The sequence below is a fragment of the Planomonospora algeriensis genome, assembly GCF_977012225.1.
Map to the genome: position 1 here is coordinate 1 of NZ_CDRNDK010000094.1, position 17,891 is coordinate 17,891.

The 17,891-nt window shown below is 72.6% G+C and carries 12 protein-coding genes and 4 pseudogenes; 7 read left to right on the forward strand and 9 right to left on the reverse strand.

All coding sequences use genetic code 11. From position 1 onward, the window contains the following. The first annotated feature begins 288 nt into the window (after positions 1 to 288). The 4 genes and pseudogenes from istA (at position 289) to ACWJ6R_RS12915 (ending at position 4,998) form a co-directional block, all read left to right on the forward strand. Positions 289 to 1,777: pseudogene (gene istA / locus ACWJ6R_RS12900) on the forward strand (IS21 family transposase). A 53-nt stretch (positions 1,778 to 1,830) separates the two neighbouring features. Next, a pseudogene (istB, locus tag ACWJ6R_RS12905) lies at positions 1,831 to 2,553 on the forward strand (IS21-like element helper ATPase IstB); the annotation flags it as partial. A gap of 143 nt (positions 2,554 to 2,696) precedes the next feature. After that, entirely contained in the window at positions 2,697 to 3,521 is an 825-nt protein-coding gene (locus ACWJ6R_RS12910; protein WP_449062445.1) for a hypothetical protein, read from the forward strand. 466 nt (positions 3,522 to 3,987) lie between these two features. Continuing rightward, positions 3,988 to 4,998 carry a WD40 repeat domain-containing protein gene (locus tag ACWJ6R_RS12915; protein WP_449062446.1) on the forward strand — a complete coding sequence of 337 codons (1,011 nt, stop codon included), beginning with the start codon at positions 3,988 to 3,990 and terminating at the stop codon, positions 4,996 to 4,998. 296 nt (positions 4,999 to 5,294) lie between these two features. On the opposite strand, the gene ACWJ6R_RS12920 is transcribed toward ACWJ6R_RS12915, so the two are convergent. From ACWJ6R_RS12920 to ACWJ6R_RS12940, 5 genes and pseudogenes are all read right to left on the reverse strand, one after another. Continuing rightward, complete coding sequence (locus ACWJ6R_RS12920) at positions 5,295 to 6,854, reverse strand: alpha/beta hydrolase (protein WP_449062447.1); 1,560 nt, start codon at positions 6,852 to 6,854, stop codon at positions 5,295 to 5,297. A gap of 218 nt (positions 6,855 to 7,072) precedes the next feature. Then, positions 7,073 to 8,536, reverse strand: a complete 1,464-nt coding sequence (locus ACWJ6R_RS12925; RefSeq protein WP_449062448.1) for an ATP-binding protein — start codon at positions 8,534 to 8,536, stop codon at positions 7,073 to 7,075. Between the two features lie 62 nt (positions 8,537 to 8,598). Continuing rightward, positions 8,599 to 8,838: pseudogene (locus ACWJ6R_RS12930) on the reverse strand (GAF domain-containing protein); the annotation flags it as partial. After that, entirely contained in the window at positions 8,738 to 9,634 is an 897-nt protein-coding gene (locus tag ACWJ6R_RS12935; RefSeq protein WP_449062449.1) for a PAS domain-containing protein, read from the reverse strand. The gene ACWJ6R_RS12935 and the pseudogene ACWJ6R_RS12930, both read right to left, overlap by 101 nt. Before the next feature lie 46 nt (positions 9,635 to 9,680). Continuing rightward, positions 9,681 to 9,893: pseudogene (locus ACWJ6R_RS12940) on the reverse strand (hypothetical protein); the annotation flags it as partial. Positions 9,894 to 10,273: 380 nt separating this feature from the next. Between ACWJ6R_RS12940 and ACWJ6R_RS12945 the strand changes: the two are divergent. Next, positions 10,274 to 10,933 carry a class I SAM-dependent DNA methyltransferase gene (locus ACWJ6R_RS12945; protein WP_449062450.1) on the forward strand — a complete coding sequence of 220 codons (660 nt, stop codon included), beginning with the start codon at positions 10,274 to 10,276 and terminating at the stop codon, positions 10,931 to 10,933. An 86-nt stretch (positions 10,934 to 11,019) separates the two neighbouring features. Here ACWJ6R_RS12945 and ACWJ6R_RS12950 read toward each other — a convergent pair whose 3' ends face one another. The 3 genes from ACWJ6R_RS12950 to ACWJ6R_RS12960 all read right to left on the reverse strand — a co-directional run bounded on the left by ACWJ6R_RS12950 (position 11,020) and on the right by ACWJ6R_RS12960 (position 14,199). Next, on the reverse strand, positions 11,020 to 12,093 hold the full coding sequence (locus ACWJ6R_RS12950) for a BMP family lipoprotein (RefSeq protein ID WP_449062451.1): 1,074 nt from the start codon (positions 12,091 to 12,093) through the stop codon (positions 11,020 to 11,022). Between the two features lie 76 nt (positions 12,094 to 12,169). Beyond that, on the reverse strand, positions 12,170 to 13,774 hold the full coding sequence (locus ACWJ6R_RS12955; RefSeq protein ID WP_449062452.1) for a methyl-accepting chemotaxis protein: 1,605 nt from the start codon (positions 13,772 to 13,774) through the stop codon (positions 12,170 to 12,172). A gap of 215 nt (positions 13,775 to 13,989) precedes the next feature. Then, on the reverse strand, positions 13,990 to 14,199 hold the full coding sequence (locus tag ACWJ6R_RS12960) for a hypothetical protein (RefSeq protein ID WP_449062453.1): 210 nt from the start codon (positions 14,197 to 14,199) through the stop codon (positions 13,990 to 13,992). A 496-nt stretch (positions 14,200 to 14,695) separates the two neighbouring features. On the opposite strand from ACWJ6R_RS12960, the gene ACWJ6R_RS12965 reads away from it, so the two are divergent. Next, positions 14,696 to 15,415 carry a nucleotide-binding protein gene (locus tag ACWJ6R_RS12965; RefSeq protein WP_449062454.1) on the forward strand — a complete coding sequence of 240 codons (720 nt, stop codon included), beginning with the start codon at positions 14,696 to 14,698 and terminating at the stop codon, positions 15,413 to 15,415. Further along, entirely contained in the window at positions 15,415 to 16,317 is a 903-nt protein-coding gene (locus tag ACWJ6R_RS12970) for a ParB/RepB/Spo0J family partition protein (RefSeq protein ID WP_449062455.1), read from the forward strand. The genes ACWJ6R_RS12965 and ACWJ6R_RS12970 overlap by 1 nt, the downstream gene beginning before the upstream one ends. A gap of 173 nt (positions 16,318 to 16,490) precedes the next feature. Here the strand turns inward: ACWJ6R_RS12970 and lgt are convergent, their stop codons facing one another. Beyond that, positions 16,491 to 17,351 (reverse strand): prolipoprotein diacylglyceryl transferase, encoded by an 861-nt coding sequence (gene lgt / locus ACWJ6R_RS12975; RefSeq protein WP_449062456.1) that lies wholly within the window; start codon positions 17,349 to 17,351, stop codon positions 16,491 to 16,493. Positions 17,352 to 17,891 lie beyond the last annotated feature (540 nt).

Consider the following 17,891-nt stretch of genomic DNA (forward strand, 5'->3'; position numbering starts at 1 on the left):
CAGTTCAACCTGCAGATCCGTGCACTAGGCCGGACACACATCTGCGGAACGCAGGGGAAAGGGCCGAAGGGAATGGGGAGGGCCATGAGGATCAGTCTGAGGAGAGGTGTCCGTGGCCGTGTAAAAGTAGCCGCAGGTGGCCGGGTTGAGGTCACCGCTGGTGGCCAGTTTCAAGTCCCCACGCCCTCGTGTGCTTGCCGGTGTGTCGTGGGGTGGGCACGCCCCTGAACGGTGATCGTGACGGTGTCAGCCAGTCACAAGATCACCGTTCAGGGAGTCTGCCGGGCCATGAAATCTTCGGGGGAAGTCATGGACATCATCGCCGCCTACCGCGAGGTAGGCACCTATCGCGGAGCCGCGCAGATGTGCGGCACCACGCACAAGACCGTCAAACGCATCATCGAGCGGGCGCTGGCCGCCGACAAGGCGCCGCCCCGCAGGCAGCGCGAGCACAACTACGACGCGGTCGCCCAGCTGGTGGCCGACAAGGTCGCCGCGACGCACGGGAAGATCTCGGCCAAGCGGCTGCTGCCGCCGGCACAGGCGGCCGGGTACGGCGGCTCGGCGCGTAACTTCCGGCGGCTGGTCGCGCAGGCGAAGAAGGCCTGGCGGCGCGACAATCATCGCGGGCGGCGCCCGGCCGTCTGGACGCCGGGCGAGATGCTGGTCATCGACTGGGGCGATGCCGGCGACGGGCTGCACGTGTTCTGCGCGGTGCTGGCCTGGTCCTGCTTCCGGTTCGTGCGCTTCGCCGACAACGAGCGCGCCCAGACCACCTTGGCGCTGCTGGCCGAGTGCTTCGAGACCCTCGGCGCGGTGCCCAAGGCGGTGCTGGCCGACCGGATGGGCTGCCTGAAGGGCGGCGTGGTCGCCAACAAGGTCGTCCCCACCGCCGACTACGTCCGCTTCGCAACCCACTACGCCTTCCGCCCGGATTGGTGCGAGGCCGCCGATCCCGAGTCGAAGGGCATCGTGGAGAACCTGGTCGGCTACGCCAAGCGGGACTTGGTCGTCCCGCAGGCCCCGTTCGAGGACCTGACGGTGGCCAACATCGCCGCCCGAGCGTGGTGCGCCGAGGTCAACGGCGTGGCGCATTCGGAGATCTGCGCGATCCCGGCCGAGCGGCTGGCCGCCGAACGGCAGGTGATGGGCGCGCTGCCGTCGCTGCGTCCGGTGATCGGCAAGGCGCCGCTCACGCGCAAGGTGGACAAGCTGTCGTGCGTGCGCTTCGGCTCGGCCCGCTACTCGGTGCCCACCCGGCTCATCGGCACGACGGTGGCCGTGGCCGAGGCCGACGGCCGACTGCTGATCACCGACCTGGCCACCGGCGAGATCGTCGCTGAGCACGCGCCGGTCGCGCCCGGCGAGGCGGCGGTCTGCGATGAGCACTACGGCGGGCCCCGGCCCGCGCCGCGTCGCGCCGCCCGGAGCGCGCACCCCGGTCGAGAAGGCGTTCTTGGCGCTGGGCCCGGCCGCCGAGACCTGGCTGACCGGGTCGGCCGCATCCGGCAACACCCGGCTGGCCGCCGACCTGGTCGAGCTGGCCGCCCTCGGTGCGGCGCACGGGGAGCAGGCGCTGGTGGCCGCGTTGGAGCGTGCGGCGCGGTTTCGCCGGTGGCGGGCCGAGGACGTGCGCTCGATCCTGGCGGCCGGAGTCGGCACCCCGCAGCCGACCGCTGCCGGGGACGCGCTGGTCATGGCCCTGCCCGTGGTCCCGACCCGGTCGCTGGGCGACTACGCCCTGGATCGGCTCGACCGGACGGGAGAGACCGGATGAGCGCGCCCGCCGTTCCCGCGCTGCCCGGCGATCTGGATGCCGCCCTGCGCCGCCTGAAGCTGGCCGCCATGCGCCGTCTGGCGCCCGAGCTGCTGGTGACCGCGCGCACGCAGCGCTGGAATCCCGAAGAGTTCCTGCGCACGCTGCTGGAGGCCGAGCTGACCGCGCGCGATGCCTCCAACGTCCGCACCCGGATGAAGGCCGCCGCCTTCCCGGTGATCAAGACGATCGAGGAGTTCGACGTGGCCGGCTCCTGCATCCCGCGGGCGACGTTCGACTACCTGGCCTCGCTGGAGTGGATCCGCGCGAGCGAGAACTACTGCGCCGTCGGCCCGGCGGGCACGGGCAAGTCCCACAGCCTGGTCGCCTTCGGCGTCGCGGCCGTCCACGCCGGGCACAAGGTGCGCTACTTCACCGCGGCCGAGCTGGTCGAGACGCTCTATCGGGGCCTGGCCGACAACTCCGTCGGCCGTGTCATCGAGAACCTGCTCCGCAACGACCTGGTGATCATCGACGAGGTGGGGTTCGCCCCGCTGGACGACACCGGCGCGCAGCTGCTGTTCCGGTTCGTGGCCGCCGCCTATGAGCGCCGAGCGCTCGGTATCGGCTCGCACTGGCCCTTCGATCAGTGGGGTCGTTTCCTGCCCGAGCACACCACCGCCGTCAGCCTGCTGGACCGGCTGCTGCATCACAGCGTCGTCGTGGTCACCGAGGGCGAGTCCTTCCGCATGAAACAGGCACGAACCCGGACAGGCGGACGCCTGGCCAAGAGGTAGTCAACTACGAAGACGTGGGGACCCGTACTTGGCCACCAGCGGCGACACGCACTTGGCCGTTGACAAGAGGGCTTGATCAGCTTCGTGGCGGCGGCTCGCTAGGGTGAGGCACTCCAATCCCGTTCACCCCCAGGACGTGCCCCATGCTCCGTCGCCACCGTTTCGGCGTTCCCGCCCTGCTCATCGCGAGCGTGTACCTCGCCGTGGTGGTGGTCGCCGCCGTGACCGCGCCGGCCACCGGCGATCTCGGCGCGTTGTGGCGGGTGACGCTGTTCACCGAGGCGGATGAAGACGCCGCGGTGACGTGGCCGGACATGTTCGTGCTGTGCGCGGTCGGTACGGCGTGGGCCTGGGCGCTGTGGCAGAGCCTGCGCGGCCCGCTGGCGGGACCGCCGCCGGAGCCGGACCGGGGCGTGCAGCGGCTGCGGGCAGGGCTGTACGCCGCGGCGGCGGTGTCGTGCCTGTACGCCGTCCTGCCGTGGTGGCCCTGGCCGGCGGTGCTGCTCGACGCCGTGGTGATGGGCACGGTCGTGGTGTCGCTCCATCCGGTGCTGAGGCGCGACCTCGCGTATGTCGATCAGATGCGGGTCGCGGGCGTGGTGGGGTACGCGGGCGCCGCCGCCTTCGAGGTGCTGGACGTCATCGGCCGGCCGATACCCGACGGGCTGTCCCTGGTCTGCGCCGTGGCGGCGCTGGTCTGGACGGTGCTGCTCGTACAGGCGCAGTGGCGCGACGGCCGCTGGCGGCGCGTCACCGTCTGGTACGGCATCGCCGCCCTGGTGGCGCCGCTCGGTCTGCTATCGGCGGGCCCGCTGCTCGCCCTCGCGGGGGATCTCTACGTCGACGCCGCCGGGGCCGCCGTCAGCACCCTGATGCTGGCCTGGCTGGCCCGCTCCGCCCACGACCTCGCCGATCCGCACCGCCAGCCGGTCCCGCCCGCGCCGCTGTCCGCGCAGCCGCAACCCTGAGGGCGGCCGAACACCGCACCGGCCCCTGTTTCAGCCGGTACGACGGGCCATGCCGCTCGTACCCGTCGCCGGGTGAAAGCCGTGACACCGGCGGGCCACGCGCGTGCGACGGCAGGGCCCCAACGGTTGCTGCAGGCGGTGAAGCTCGCCCAGCCGGTGTCGGAGGCATGGCGGATGCAGACCGGGACGCCCGCCTCGATGACGGCGCGGGCCACCGGGCGAAGGGTCGCCCACGACGGTCGAGGATCTTGACGCGGGGCCGGGACGGGAAGATCATCAGCGGATGGGCTCACGCGCGACCGTCACCGCGGCAGGACTGCTCACACTCGCGCTGCTCGGCGGATGCGGTGACGATCCCGCAGGCGAGCGGGTCTCTTTGAGCAGGCAGGCCTCTCCCGCAGCCACGGTGCCGTCACCGCCACCCCTTTCCGCGGTCTCTCCTTCCGGCAGTCCTTTCCCGATCGCGGTGCCGACCACCACATCCACGGTCCCGTCCCCCTCGGCCCCCTCCCCACCGCCGGAACCCCTGGTCACCTCCCTGGCCTCGCCCATGGCGACCTCCACCCCCCTGCCGGCGACGGGCCCGCCGCGGTTCGTCGTCACCGCGCGGGCCCCGTTCGCCCGTGCCGTCCCCGGCTCCAAGGACTACACCCAGATCCCGGTACGGCCCGCCGTCCACGACGCCGCCACCGGCAGGTTCCTGACCGAGATCCCGCTCCCGCCGGGTGTGCCGTCCGCCTGGCAGCGCCTGGCCGCCGCCCCCGACAACCGCACCTTCGCGCTGGCCGGCTGGACCGGGCCGGACGCTCCCCTGCGGCTCTTCCTGGTCACCCTCGACGACGACGGGCGGCCGGGTGAGCCGGTGGTGGTCCCCGGCCCCGACGACGGCCTGCGCGCTCCGCTGCTGGACCTGGCGCTGAGCCGGGACGGCACCCGGCTCGCCTACGCCGTCCCCACCCGGGGCGGGACGAGGGTCTCGGTCGTCGACACGGCCACCGGACAGCGCCGCGACTGGGTCACGACCACCCCCGGACTGATCGCCGGGCTGTCCTGGGCACCGGACGGGCGGCAGGTCGCGATGACGCTCAGCAACTGGGGTGTGGGCGTCATCGACCTCGCCGACCAGGGGACCGACCTGCTCGCCGCCGCGCGCCTGGTCCGGCCGGGCAAGGGACTGCCGCTGCTGGGGTCGGTGGCCTACACCCCCGACGGCGGCTCCCTGGTCTACGCGGCCGGTCACGCCATCGAGCGCGTCCCTGCCGGCGCAGGAGCGCAACCCGAGGTGATCGCGCGGACGGACCCGCCGGAGGGGGCCTCGCTGAGCCTGCGCTTCAGTCTCGACGGGACCGGCCGCCACCTGCTCCACCTGTACCGGTGGCAGGGCTATCGGGTCGACCTCACCGACGGCTCCACCACACCGGTGCGGATCAGGGGCGGTGAACGCCCGGGCAAGGGCGAGCTGTACGCCGCCTGGTGACGACCCGAGGCCGCCCGGGCACGACGGCCGAGGCCGTCGGCACTGCCACCGGGCTTTCGAACATTCACGTTCAGCAAGAAACTCATCGAGCAACTCGAAGATCACATCGATGACCCGCAACTCGTCCTGTCGTGTCAGTTCCTGCTGCGCCCAGCCCTCGCCCAGGGCGATGCAGCGCACCTGTCCGTGCCGGCTGTCGCCCACTCCCACGCGGTCACCCGTTGCACGCGGCCGCGGACCAGGCCGTGGGCGAGCACGATCCGTTTCGTCGACGACGGGCCGAGTTCCAGGATCGCTTACCGGGCGGGGATGTCGGTGCAGGTGGTGTCCCGGGCGGGCAGGACGCCCTCGAGCAGGTAGCGGCCGACGGCTCCGTCGACGCAGGCGTTGGGGGTGGAGGTGAACACCCCGGACACCAGGTGGCGGAAGGAGCCGCGCACGGTGACCATGCGCGAGCCGCTCAGCGCCCGGCGCATCGCCCGTTGCCCTGGGTAGGGGGTCTTGGGGTCGCCCGAGGCCCCGACGATCAGGGCCGGGACGTCATTGCGGATCCGGGTGGGCGGCTCGGCGGGGGAGGCCGGCCAGAACGCGCAGGGCAGGTTCATGGCGCGGGTCAGCGGGCCGAACAGAGGCTCGTCGGCGCGGTGAGCGTCGACGTCGCGGTAGTAGGCGCCGGGATCGCGGGAGGCGGGCCCGTCCGCGCAGGTGATCGCCATCCTCGCGCTGCCGGCTCCGTCCGCCTCCGGGGAGGACAGGAACGCCAGCCCCTCCTGCAGGGAGCGGGTCGGGGTGACCTCGGCGCCGCGGGCGGCGTCGTTGAGGACCTGAAGGTCGGCGGCGAGGGAGGCGTAGTCCTGCTCACCGTCCCGGCCCAGGCTGACCAGCAGGATCACCGGGAACACGTGGCTGTCGACCCGGTGGCGGCCGATCCGCAGCGGATCGCGGGCGGCGGCCCGGTCGATCCGGTGCACGGTGGCCAGCACCCGGGCGGTCGTGGAGCCCAGGCGGTAGCGGTCGTGATGGCGGGCGGCCCAGCCGGCCCACTCCTCCAGCGCCTTGGCCAGGGCCGGGCCCATCGGCCGGGCGTAGCCGGGGCCGGCGGCCGCGGGGTCCAGGGCGCTGTCGAGGACGAACCGGTCGGCGCGGCCGGGGAACAGCTGCAGGTAGACCGCGCCCAGGTAGGTGCCGTACGACCCGCCCAGATAGGACAGCTTCGGCTCGCCGAGCGCGGCGCGGATCACGTCCATGTCGCGGGCGGTGGCGCGGGCCGAGGCGTGGGGCAGCAGCTCCCGCTGCCCGGCGCAGCGGGCGGCCAGGTCCTCGGCCTGCGCGGCGATCCGGTCGAAGGCGCGCCGGTCCGGGCCGGTCGAGCGCAGGTAGTCGCCGATGGGCCAGTGGCAGTTGATCGGGGTGCTGCCTCCGGTGAACCGGGGGTCCATCCCGATCAGGTCGTAGCGGGCCGCCAGCGCGGGGGCGGCCGCCTTGAGCAGCGGCGCGTAGATCCTTCCGGGGTCGCCGGGGCCGCCGGGGTTGATCAGCAGCGCGCCGCGCCGGCGCCCGGGGTCGGTGGCCTGCAGCCGGGAGATCGCGACCTTGACGGTGCGCCCGTCCGGGCGGCTGTGGTCCAGCGGGACCGTGACCTCGGCGCAGCGCGCTCCGGCGGCGTGCAACCGGGCGCCGATCTCGTCACCGGCACCGGTCCGGCAGTCGCGCCAGACGATCTTCTGCAGTCCGGGGCGGGCGAGCCCTCGGTCCGGGCCGGACGGCCGGGCTCCGGAGGCGGCCAGGGCGCTCGCGCATCCGGACGAGGCGAGCAGCGTGATGGCCGCGGCGGTGGCCATGGAGATCTTTCTCATGAGGCCAGCGTCGCGACCGGGCCGCACGACCTGCATCGGCCATCAAGCCGATCAAGGAGCCCCGCGTCTCGGCCGTTCGGTCAGGGGACGCGTTCGTCGTCGGGCGGCAGCAGGTCGGCGTCGGATGGTGCGGTGGGCCAGGGCACCAGGTCGGCAGCCGCCGCACCCGGGTCGCCCTCATGATCGTTCCTTGGCGTACGTTTTCGTTCCGTTGTTCCTCACGGGCCGGGGAAGCTGCGGTGCGGCGAGCGCGGAACGGGCCGCCCCGGGCCGCCGGCGGGCGGCAGGGCGGCGCCGAGGTGAAGGACCGGGTTGACGAACGCGGGCACCGGGTCGACGACGTGGCCGCCGTCCTCGTCCGGGCGGCGGCCGCGTCCGGCCTGCCTGACAGGCAGGCTCTGCGCGGTGCGACTCAGGCAGGCTCTGCGCGGTGCGACGGGTCGACCGGCAGCCGGACGGTGAAGATGGTGCCGCCGCCCTCGCGCGGGCGCGTCGACGGTCCCGCCGTGCGCCTCCACGATCGCCTTGGTGATGGCCAGGCCCAGGCCGGTGCCCTTGATCCCGGCCTTCTTCGCGGTGGAGGCGCGGAAGAACCGGGAGAACAGCTGCTCGTACTGCTCGGCGGGGATGCCGATCCCGGTGTCGGCCACCGTCACCGTGACCGTCCCGCCTCGGCAGGCCTCCTGCTTCCCGGCCCTGGGACCACCGCCGTCACCGCCGACGGTGACGGCCTTGGGATCACCGCGGCCGCAGTCGGCGGTGACGGTGACGCGTCCGCCTTCGGGCGTGTACTTGATCGCGTTCGACAGCAGGTTGTCCATCACCTGGCGCAGCCGTACCGGGTCGGCGTGCACGTGCAGGCGGTGCGGCAGCTCGGCGGCCAAGGTGATCCGCTTGGCCGCCGCGGCCGCCCGGTGCTCGTCGACGGCCTGGCGGACCAGCCCGGTCAGCCACAGCATGCGCGCGTCCACGCCCACCCGGCCGGCGTCCAGGCGCGCCAGGTCCAGCAGGTCGTCGACCAGGTTCTGCAGGTGGTCGCTTTTCCGGTCGATGACCTCGATGAAGGCCCGGTACTCCTCGGGCAGGCCGGGGGCCTCGGCCAGCATCTCGGCGTAGCTGCGGATGACGCCGATGGGGCTGCGCAGCTCGTGGCTGGCCATCGCCATCAGGTCGTCCTTCATCGCGTCCAGTTCCCGCAGCCGGCCCATCTGGCGGCGCTGCTGATCCAGCAGGCGCTCGCGCTCCTCGGCGATCCGGTGGCGGTCGGTGACGTCGGTGGAGATGCCGTCGACCAGCAGCCGCTCGCCTTCGCGGCGGGGGGCGCCCCGGCTCCAGATCCAGCGGGTGACGCCGTCCAGGCCGATGAGCCGGTACTCCAGCTGGGCCTGGTCGCCGGTGATGAGCTCGGCGCAGTAGGCGCGGAAGGCGTCGTGGTCGTCGGGGTGGACGAAACGCAGCATGACGGCGATGAAGTCGTCGTCGGGATCCAGGTGCAGCCGTCCGCCGAACACGGTGGTGTGCTCGGTGTTGACGTAGATCGGGCGGGCCGTGCCGTCGGGCCGTACCTCGACGGTCCAGGCCTTGTCGGTGAGCTGGTCGATGATCCGGTCGAACTGGCGGCGGCTCTCGGCCAGGGCTGCGGTGAGCTCCTCGGCGCGGCGCCGCTCCATGTACCGGCCCACGTGGCGCAGACCCCGTCCAGCAGCTCGACCAGGTCGTCGTCGGGCGGCTGGGGGCGGTCGGCGCCGAAGATCAGCACGCCCAGCACCTGCGTACCGCTGCGCACCGGCAGGGCCATGGCCGAGCGCAGACCGGCCCGTACGGCGCCCTGCAGGCGGGAGAAGTCGCGGGGGTCGGCCGCCATGTCGGTGATCCAGACCGGCTCACCGCACTCCCACGCCAGTCCGGGCAGATCCTGGCCGCGGGCGAACGCGCTCGGATGACCGGCGGTGAAGGCGGACAGGTCCCGGCCGGCCTGCTCCAGAAAGCGACGGAGGCGATGGACGCCCGGTCCTCGTCGACCTGCCAGTACTCGCCGTAGGTCCACCCGAGTGCCTCGGTGACCGCGGCGACCACCCCGCCGGCGCCTCCTGGGCGGAGGCGGCATCGGCCAGGACGCCGGCCACGGCGTGCTGGGTCGAGCGCAGTGTCTGCGCCCGGTGGACGGAGGTGATGTCGTGCAGGGTCACCACCGCGCCCAGGCGGCGTCCGTCACCGGTCTCGATCGGCCGCCCGTTGACGGTGAACCGGCGCGGTTCGACGCCCGAAGGACGGGCGACGATCTCCTCGCCGTCGATCCACTCGCCGGCCAGGGCCCGCGCCAGCGGAACGCGGGCGCCGCGCAGCGGGGTGCGCCCGTCGGCGGCGAAGACCTGGAAGGTCTCCCCCACCTCCAGGACGTGCCGGTGGGGTCCTCCCGGGCGGATCTCCCGGAGCGGCAGGTTGGTCAAGACGATCCGGCCGTCGCGGTCGCAGGCGTCGACCCCGATGTCCAGGCTGTCCAGCAGCGCCCGCGTGAGCAGGCGCTCGTCCTCCAGCCGCCGCAGCAGCCCGTGGTGGTCGTCGACGTCGTGCGCCACCACGGCGCATCGCGTCCCGTCGTCTTCGGTACGGGCCTGTGCGACCGGCTCGGCGTCGAGCACCGCCTGCACGCCCTCCCGCTGCTCGGGTGGTTCGGCTCGGGCCAGCCGCAGCGCGATCTCGGCCTCGGCCAGCGCGGCCAAGTCCTCCAGGACGCTCAGCTGCTCGCCGCTCCACTGCCGGGGCCGGGCGTCGATCACGGCACAGCGCGCCCAGCACCTGCCCGGGGCCGGCGCGCAGCGGCATCCCGGCGTACGAGGTCAGCCGCCCGTCCCCGGGGGCTTCGATCCCGCGCCAGCGCTCATCGGCACGGGCGTCGGGCACGGTCAGCGGCGCGTCGGTGACCACGACGTGCCGGCACAGGGACTGCGACAGGGGCGCCTGCTCACGGCGGCCGGGTTCGTCGGATCCGGCCGCGCTGACGACGACCTGGCGGTCGGCGTCGATCAGCGACACCATCGCCGTCGGCACGCGCAGGCACCGGACGGCCAGCCGGGTCACCCGGTCCAGCCGCGGCGCCTCGCCGGCTTCCAGCAGGCCGGTGGCGTGCAGCGCCCGCAGCCGCCGGGCGTCGTGGATGTGATCTGTCACCGCCACGGCTCTCACCTCCCCCGAGATTCTCCGTCCCCGTATCCGGGCCCCGTATCCGGGCCCACCAGTCACGTTACGCAGGCCGGACGCGGCAGGCGGCGATCAGCGGCCCCTACGCGCCCCGGATTCCGCCCGGCACGCTCGACGGGTGCGGCGAACCGCCGAGCGCCCCGGACGGGACGGGCGGCGGTGTCGATCGTCCGTACGGGCGATCTTCGCGGGACCGGCGCGGATTACGCTGCTCTCCCGTGACCGAACCGGACTTCCTGCGCAGCACCCGCGCCTCCTACGACGCCGTGGCCGTCCCCTACACCGAGTTCGTCGGCGACGCGCTCGACCGCATGCCGCTGGACCGGGCGATGCTCGCCGTCTTCGCCGAACTCGTGCGGGCCGGCGGCGCGGGGCCCGTCGCCGATCTCGGGTGTGGGCCCGGCCGCATGACGGCGCACCTGCACGACCTGGGGCTGACCGTGTCCGGGATCGACCTGTCGCCGCAGCTGGTGGCCATCGCCCGCCGGACGTACCCGCACCTGCGCTTCGACGAGGGCTCGATGACCGCTCTGGACCTGCCGGACGGCTCGCTCGGCGGCGTCCTGGCCTGGTACTCGACCATCCACACGCCGCCGGAGCGGCTGCCGGAGGTCTTCGGCCAGTTCCACCGGGTGCTGGCCCCCGGCGGTCACCTGCTGCTCTCCTTCCAGTCCGGCGACGGGTCGCTGCGTACGGCGGAGCCGTTCGACCACAAGGTGGTTCTCGCCTACCGGTGGCCGCTCGACCTCGTCGCCGACCTGCTCGGCCGGGCCGGGTTCGAGACGACCGTCCGGGTGCTGCGTGAGCCCGGGGACGGCGAGAGGCACCACCAGGGCTGCCTCCTGGCCCGCAGACCGGCCGCGGGCGAGGGCGGGTAGCCGGAGGACCGTCCGGACCGGCCGCCGTCCTCCCTCCCGTCCCCGCGCGGGTGATCCGTGCTCGGCCGCCCGTCCCCGCGGCGGGATCAGGGCTTGGTCGGCGGGGTGACGGTCCCGTCGAGGATCCGCTGGCGGATGGCGTCGACCTTCCGCTGCAGCGGGGCCACCGCCTCGGTGTTGGAGGTCGCGTAGCCGACGCCGTCGGTCTTGAGGTCGAAGCGTTTCACGCCGCCGCCGCGGTCGCCCTTGATGAAGGCCTGGATCTCCTGGAAGACGGCGTTGTCCACCCGCTTGACCATGGAGGTCAGGATGGACTCCCTGACGCCGGCGTCCGCGGTCTGGTACTGGTCGGTGTCCACCCCGATCGCCCATGCGCCCTTGCGCGCGGCGACCGCCTCCAGCGTGCCCGCGCCGGACCCGCCGGCCGCGGTGTAGATGACGTCGACCCCGGACGCCAGCATCCCCTCGGCGATCTTCTTGGCCTTGTCGGGCGCGCCGAACCCGCCGAAGTCCGGCGGTGTGGAGATGTAGTCGACGCTGACCCGCACGCCCGGCCGGGCCCTGGCCGCGCCCGCCGCGAAGCCCGCCTCGAACTTCTGCAGCAGCGGCATGCGGACGCCGCCGATGAAGCCCACCCTGCCGGAGCGGGACTTCAGCGCCGCCGCGGCGCCGGCCAGGTAGGAGCCCTGCTCCTCGGCGAAGACCAGGGAGACCACGTTCGGGGCGGTGAAGGAGTCGTCGTCGACGATCGCGAAGGTGGTGCCGGGGAACTCCGCCGCGACCTTCTTGAGGGGTCCCGCGTACAGGAAGCCCACCGCGATGACCGGGTTGCGGCCCTGCTCGGCCAGCTCGCGGAGCCTGACGGTCCGCTCCTCCTCCGTCTCGGCGGAGAGCGTGACCTCGGCTCCGTCGACCTCCAGCTCCTCCTTCGCCCGGTCCAGTCCCGCGGCCGCCGCGTCGTTGAAGCTCTTGTCGCCCCGGCCGCCCTGGTCGAAGGCCAGGCCGACCCGGACCTGCTCCAGCCCCAGGCCGTCGGCGCCCGCGACGGCGGCGGCGCGTACGATCGGCTCCGTCTCGGCGCCGCACCCCGCGAGCGCCGTGGCGGCGGCGACGGTCAGCGCGGCCAGCGCGATCCTGCTCCTGTTGGGCCTGTCAGCCACGGTGCTCTTCCTTCTTCTGCCGTGCGGATCGGGGAGGTCTTGCGGGGCCCTGCGGCGCGCTCACCGCCGGGACGCGCTAGTAGCGGAACTGCTCGACGGCTTCGCGCAGGCGGCCGGAGACGCCGGTGAGCGCGGCGACGGTACGGCGCGAGCGGGAGACGTCGGCGTCGACGGCCGAGGCCGAGGAGGCCACGGCGGTGATGCTCTCCGCGATCCGGGAGGCGCCGCCGGCGGCGTCGGCGACGCTGCGGTTCATCTCGTTCGTGGTCGAGGTCTGCTCCTCCACCGCGCTCGAGATCGTCATCTGGTAGTCGCTGATGCCCGCGATGACCTCGCTGATCCGGCCGATGGCGCCGACCGCGGCGGCGCTGTCGCTCTGGATGGTCTGGACGAGCCGGCCGATCTCCTCGGTAGCCGAGGCGGTCGCCTGCGCCAGGTTCTTGACCTCGTGGGCGACGACCGCGAAGCCCTTTCCCGCGTCCCCCGCGCGGGCCGCCTCGATGGTGGCGTTGAGGGCGAGCAGGTTCGTCTGCTCGGCGATACTGGTGATGAGCTTGACCACGTGGTTGATCTCGGACGACGACGAGGTCAGCTGGACGACGGTGGCGTTGGCCGACTTCGCGACGGTCACCGCCTCGGCGGCGACCCGGGCCGCGGCGGAGGCGTTCTGGGAGATCTCCTCGATGGCGCCGCCCATCTCGCGCGACCCCTCGGCGACGCTGCGCACGCTCTCGCTGACCTCCCGCGAGGCCGCGGCGGCGGCTCCGGCCTGCTCGGAGGCCTTGGTCGCGCTGTCGGCGAAGACACCGGTGACCTCGTCCAGTTCCGCCGACATGTCGGCGAGCGTCCCCGCGTGGGCGGCCACGTCGGTGACGACGGCGCGGACCGCGGTGAGCGCCTCGTTGAGCGCCGCCGCCATCTGCGCGGGCTCGTCCCGGCCCTCGGTGGGCAGTTCCACGTCGAGCCTGCGGCCTGCCACCGTGCGCAGGGCGTCCCGGGCCGCGGTGACCGGGGCGACGATGCTCCGGGTCACCAGCCAGGCCAGGGCGCAGCCGAGCAGGAGGGCCAGCGCCGTACCGATGGTGATCGCGCGCTGGGCGGAGGCGGCCGCCTCGGACGAGGTCTCCACCGCGGCCTGGCTGCGCTGGTCGACGGACTGGGCGAGCTGCTGCGAGGCGCGCAGGATCCGGTAGTAGGTGTTCCAGCTGTCGTAGACGGCCAGCTGGTCGCCCTTCCAGAGGGCCTCGGGGGTGCCCGGCCTGAACGTCTCGACGATCGTGTCGTTCAGGGCGAAGTACGTCTCGGACTCGGCGCGGACCCGCTCGAACAACGCGCGTTCCGTCTCGGTCATCGAGGCGACGGCCACCTGCGGCAGGAACTTCTCGAAGCGTTCGCGCTCCTGCTGCCAGGCCTTGTGGTTGACCGAGTCGCCGCCGAACGCCCGGTCGGCGCCCAGGCGGTGGACGTCGGAGATGTAGGCGCTCTGCCAGCCGCTCATGCCGGCCGCGTAGAACTTGATCTCCTTGGCCTGGCTGGTGAGCACCTGGAGGTCGCGGACCTGCGTGGCGGTGCTCCGCTGGTCCTGGATCGCGAGGAAGGAGATCACCGCGATCACTGCCAGCAGCGTCAGCAACGCGGTGAACGCCCCCGCCAGCCGTACCCCGATTCTGACGCGCCGCATGCGATCCTCCGTGATTGCCGCCGTACAGCGGCCTCATCGGCAGGCGCGGAGCGAAATTGAGCATTCTTTACCGTGAGCGGGCTCTCCATATTCGGGCCTGCTCTATTCAGGATTTCGGTCATCAACGCCGTCGGCGCGGGCCGGTCGCCCAGGTGCGCGGCGCCCGGATGCTCCGTCGCGGCGGCCCGGATGCCGGACCGCCGCGAGGGGCTCACTCACCAGGCGTAGCTGTACAGGGAGTTGCTGTACGCGCCGTACGGCCCGGCGAACTGGTAGTTGTTGTAGTACCAGCTGCTGCCCCAGCCGGGGCCGTAGCCGTAGCCGCCGTAGGGATACGGCCAGTCGTTGTCCGCCATGGCGGCACCCTGGCCGACGAAGCCCAGGGTCGCAACGGTGCCTGTGATCACCAGTGCACGTCGGATCATCGTCATCATTGTGATCGTTTCCTTCCGCTCCGCGCGTCACGGTCATGGACGACGCGGGCCACTCGAAGGGACGCCGCGGCAGCCAGCCTTCAGGACCGGATATGGTTCCCATCCCTGACTGCAGCGGTCTCATTTCACACTACGCTCAGCCGTCCCACCCGCCGGAAGAACACCGGATGATGATCTAACAAGTCATATCCCTATACAGACGGACATGTTCACCGGGCATGGCAGGAGAGGCTGCGGATCTCCGCCTTCGAGAACCCCGCATGGGGCGCCCGTGGTTCCTCCCGGCCGGAAGGCGGCGCCCCCTCCGCGCCGTACGACCCCTACGTCCGGCCCGTACGGCCCCCGTGCCCGGCCGCCCGTCTCACCGGAGAGCGCCGCCGTCGCGCACGCCACAGGTGTTCACGGCGTGAACACCTGGAGCATCTGGAATAGTTGGCCTCCTGATCCGAAGTACCAAATCGGGAAGCACACGGAACAGGAGCCCGACGTGGCCAGAGTGCATGTTGTCCTCAATCAGAAAGGCGGCGTCGGCAAGTCCACGCTCGCCGTCAACCTCGCCGCCGTCACGGCCGACACGGTGGGCGGGGTGGCGGGGGAGAACCCCCCGGTCGTCACGGTCTCCATCGACCCGCAGGGATCCGCCGTCTGGTGGTCGGAGCGGGTCGGCGACGCCCTCCCCTTCGACTTCGTCCAGGCCCACGACGACATCGCCGGACTGGCGGGCCTCCGCCACATCCCGCACGTCACCGACGTGTGGGTGGACACCCCCGGCTGGCTCGATCTGTCGGACGGGGCCTCCTCCGACGACCCCCTCGGGGACGGCAAGGCCGCCGAGGCGCTGCGCGCCGTACTCGACAACGCCGACGACGTGATCGTCCCCATCGAGCCGGAGCCTCTGTCGTTCCAGCCGACGTTCAACACGATCGAGAAGGTCGTCAAGCCCCGGAAGCTGCCCTACCTCGTGGTCGCCAACAACTGGGACCCGCGCGACGGCCGCGCGGACCTCGACGACACCCTGCAGTTCGTACGGAACCAGGGCTGGCCGCTCGCCAACACGGTGATCCGGCACTACAAGATCCACTCCCGCGCGTCGGCGGAGGGTCTGGTCGTCACCCAGTACCCCAAGAACCGGGTGGCGATGGAAGCGCGCGAGGACTTCTACCGGCTCGCCCTGGAACACGGGCAGATGCGGAACGGGAAGCGCTGATGGCGGGGAAGAGGACGAGTCTCGCGGCGCTGATGGTCGGCCAGTCGGCCGAGTCTGAGGCGAAGATCCCGGCCCCGGTGGCCGTCGTGCCCCCCAAGCGGCCGGAGACCCTGCGGCTGGAGGACCTGGCCGACAACCCGGACAACCCCCGGGAGAGCCTCCGGGACCTGGAAGGGCTCGCCGACACGATCCGCGATGAGGGCGTGCTGCAGGACCTGGTCGTCGTCCCCCGTGACGTCTGGCTGGCCGTCCACCCGCACCACGCCGCGCAGATCGGCGACCGGCCGTACGTCATCCAGCACGGCCACCGGCGCCGCCACGCGGCCGCGCTCGCCGGGCTCACCGAGGTGCCCGTCAAGGTCCGCGAGTCCGCCGAGTCCGCCGAGGAGCGCACCCTCATCGAGAACTTCCAGCGCGACGACCTGACGCCGCTGGAGGAGGCCCGAGCCTTGCAGCGGTTGATGGAACTGCGCGGGATCTCGCTGCGCGAGGCCTGCCGCCGGGTGGGCAAGTCCGCCGGGTGGGGGTCGCAGCGGCTGGTGCTGCTCAAGCTCAAGCCGGAACTGCAGCAGGCGCTGGCGGACGGCACGCTGAGGTTGGAGGACGCCCGGGAGATAGGGAAGCTCCCTCTGGAGGAGCAGGCTCTCCCGGTCGCTCCGCAGCCGGTCATCGAGACCCTGCCGCCTCCCACCGGAGAGGGCTGGAGCCGGGGGAGTGTTTACGGCGTAAACACCGGAGAGGCGGATCCGGCCGTCCCGAGGCAGAGCGGAACCGGCAGACGGGACCGCGGCGTCATCCCGCTCGGGCCGCCGTCGGTGCTCGCGGCGGAGCTGCGGGCCCGGCTCTCCCGGGAGGATCTGGAGACGCTGGTAGAACTGCTGTCCGCCACGGTGGCCCGCTGACGTCCGCACTCCCGGCCCGCCGGCTCATGCGGGCCGGGAAGAGGCCGCGGCGGCCGCGAGGTCACCCCGAGCGCGCGGTGTTCACGGCGTGAACACCGGGAGGGCGGGAGGCGTACGGCTCCCGCCCCCTCCCGCTCCCTCCGTTCGCCGTCCCGGGCGCGGCACCGCCGGGATCAATCCACCTTGGCGGGAACCCGTTCAGCACCGAGAGACTCCTCGGAGCTCCTGTTCCGCGTCAGGTAGACGTAGGCCAGCGCGCCGAGGAACAAGGCGAGCGACGTCCACTGGTTGAGCCGCAGCCCGAGGATCTCGTTCGCCGGATCGACGCGCAGCCCCTCGATCCAGAACCGGCCCGCGGTATAGCCCGCCACGTACAGGGCGAAGAGGCGGCCGTGCCGCAGCAGGAACCGCCGGCCGATCCAGATCAGCGCCAGTGCCAGTGCCAGGTTCCACAGCGACTCGTACAGGAACGTTGGGTGGTAGGTGGCGGCACCCGCCACGGTCCCCGGGCGGCCCGCCTCGATCTCCAGACCCCACGGCAGGTCGGTCGGGCTGCCGAACAGCTCCTGGTTGAAGTAGTTGCCCCATCGGGCGATGGCCTGGCCGATGGGGATGGCCGGTGCCACCGCGTCACCGACGGCGCCCAGGGCGATGCCCTTACGGCGGCAGGCGATCCACACGCCCACCCCGCCCAGGGCGACCGCGCCCCAGATGCTCAGGCCGCGCCAGCCCGGCCCGGACTCACTCCAGATCAGGATCGCGTCGATCGGCCTGTGGGGTGCGTCCACTCCGAAGTACAGCTGCCAGTCGCTGACGACGTGATACAGCCGCGCGCCGATGATGCCGAACGGGATCCCCCACGTCGCCAGGTCCACCATGGTCCCCGGCGCTCCGCCCCGAGCCCGCCAGCGGCGCTCGGCGATGACGACGGCGACGGCGATGCCGAGCAGCATGCAGATCGTGTAGGCGCGGATGGGCACCGGCCCCAGGTACCAGACCCCTTCGGGCGGACTGGGAATCATGGCGAGCGACATGGAGGGCAATCTATTCGACTCGATCATGGGGGGGTATCCCACCAAAGTTCATATTCGTACGCCCTCTCCGCCCTGACGCGGACCTGATGCGGAACCGCGCCTGTTCGCCGCCGTACTTCCCCGGCGGACGATCGGTGTTTACGGCGTAAACACTTGAGCGGTGCCGCTGTGGGTCCGCCGTCTCCGAGTGCGGTGTCTCCGGGCCGGGGACACCGATTGACCGTCCCGGTCCACGGGAGGCGAGCGGTCAGGACAGCGGGCCCTGGAAGTGTTTACGCCGTAAACACCCCTCGACGCTGATGCGGATCCGCTGTCGGGTGCGGTGTCCCCGGGCCGGGAACGCGTCGAGGCCGTCACCCGGTTGTGCGGGTGGCGGCCTCGACGGCGTCTGCGCGGGTGCCCGGCTGTGCGGGCGCGGGGTTCCTGCCGGGCGTGGTGCGGGCGGGAGGCGGGGGGATCGGTGGTGATCCGTGGCCGGTTCCGGCGGGTGCGGTGCTCACAGGGCGGCGGTGCGCAGCACGGTGGCGACCAGGTCGGCGG

Bases quoted from the DNA above. Each gene is read 5' to 3' on its own strand.
- ACWJ6R_RS12910 (WP_449062445.1), top strand. From the start codon at position 2,697: ATGCTCCGTCGCCACCGTTTCGGCGTTCCCGCCCTGCTCATCGCGAGC.
- ACWJ6R_RS12920 (WP_449062447.1), bottom strand. From the start codon at position 6,854: ATGAGAAAGATCTCCATGGCCACCGCCGCGGCCATCACGCTGCTCGCC.
- ACWJ6R_RS12955 (WP_449062452.1), bottom strand. From the start codon at position 13,774: ATGCGGCGCGTCAGAATCGGGGTACGGCTGGCGGGGGCGTTCACCGCG.
- ACWJ6R_RS12960 (WP_449062453.1), bottom strand. From the start codon at position 14,199: ATGATCCGACGTGCACTGGTGATCACAGGCACCGTTGCGACCCTGGGC.
- ACWJ6R_RS12970 (WP_449062455.1), top strand. From the start codon at position 15,415: ATGGCGGGGAAGAGGACGAGTCTCGCGGCGCTGATGGTCGGCCAGTCG.
- lgt (WP_449062456.1), bottom strand. From the start codon at position 17,351: ATGTCGCTCGCCATGATTCCCAGTCCGCCCGAAGGGGTCTGGTACCTG.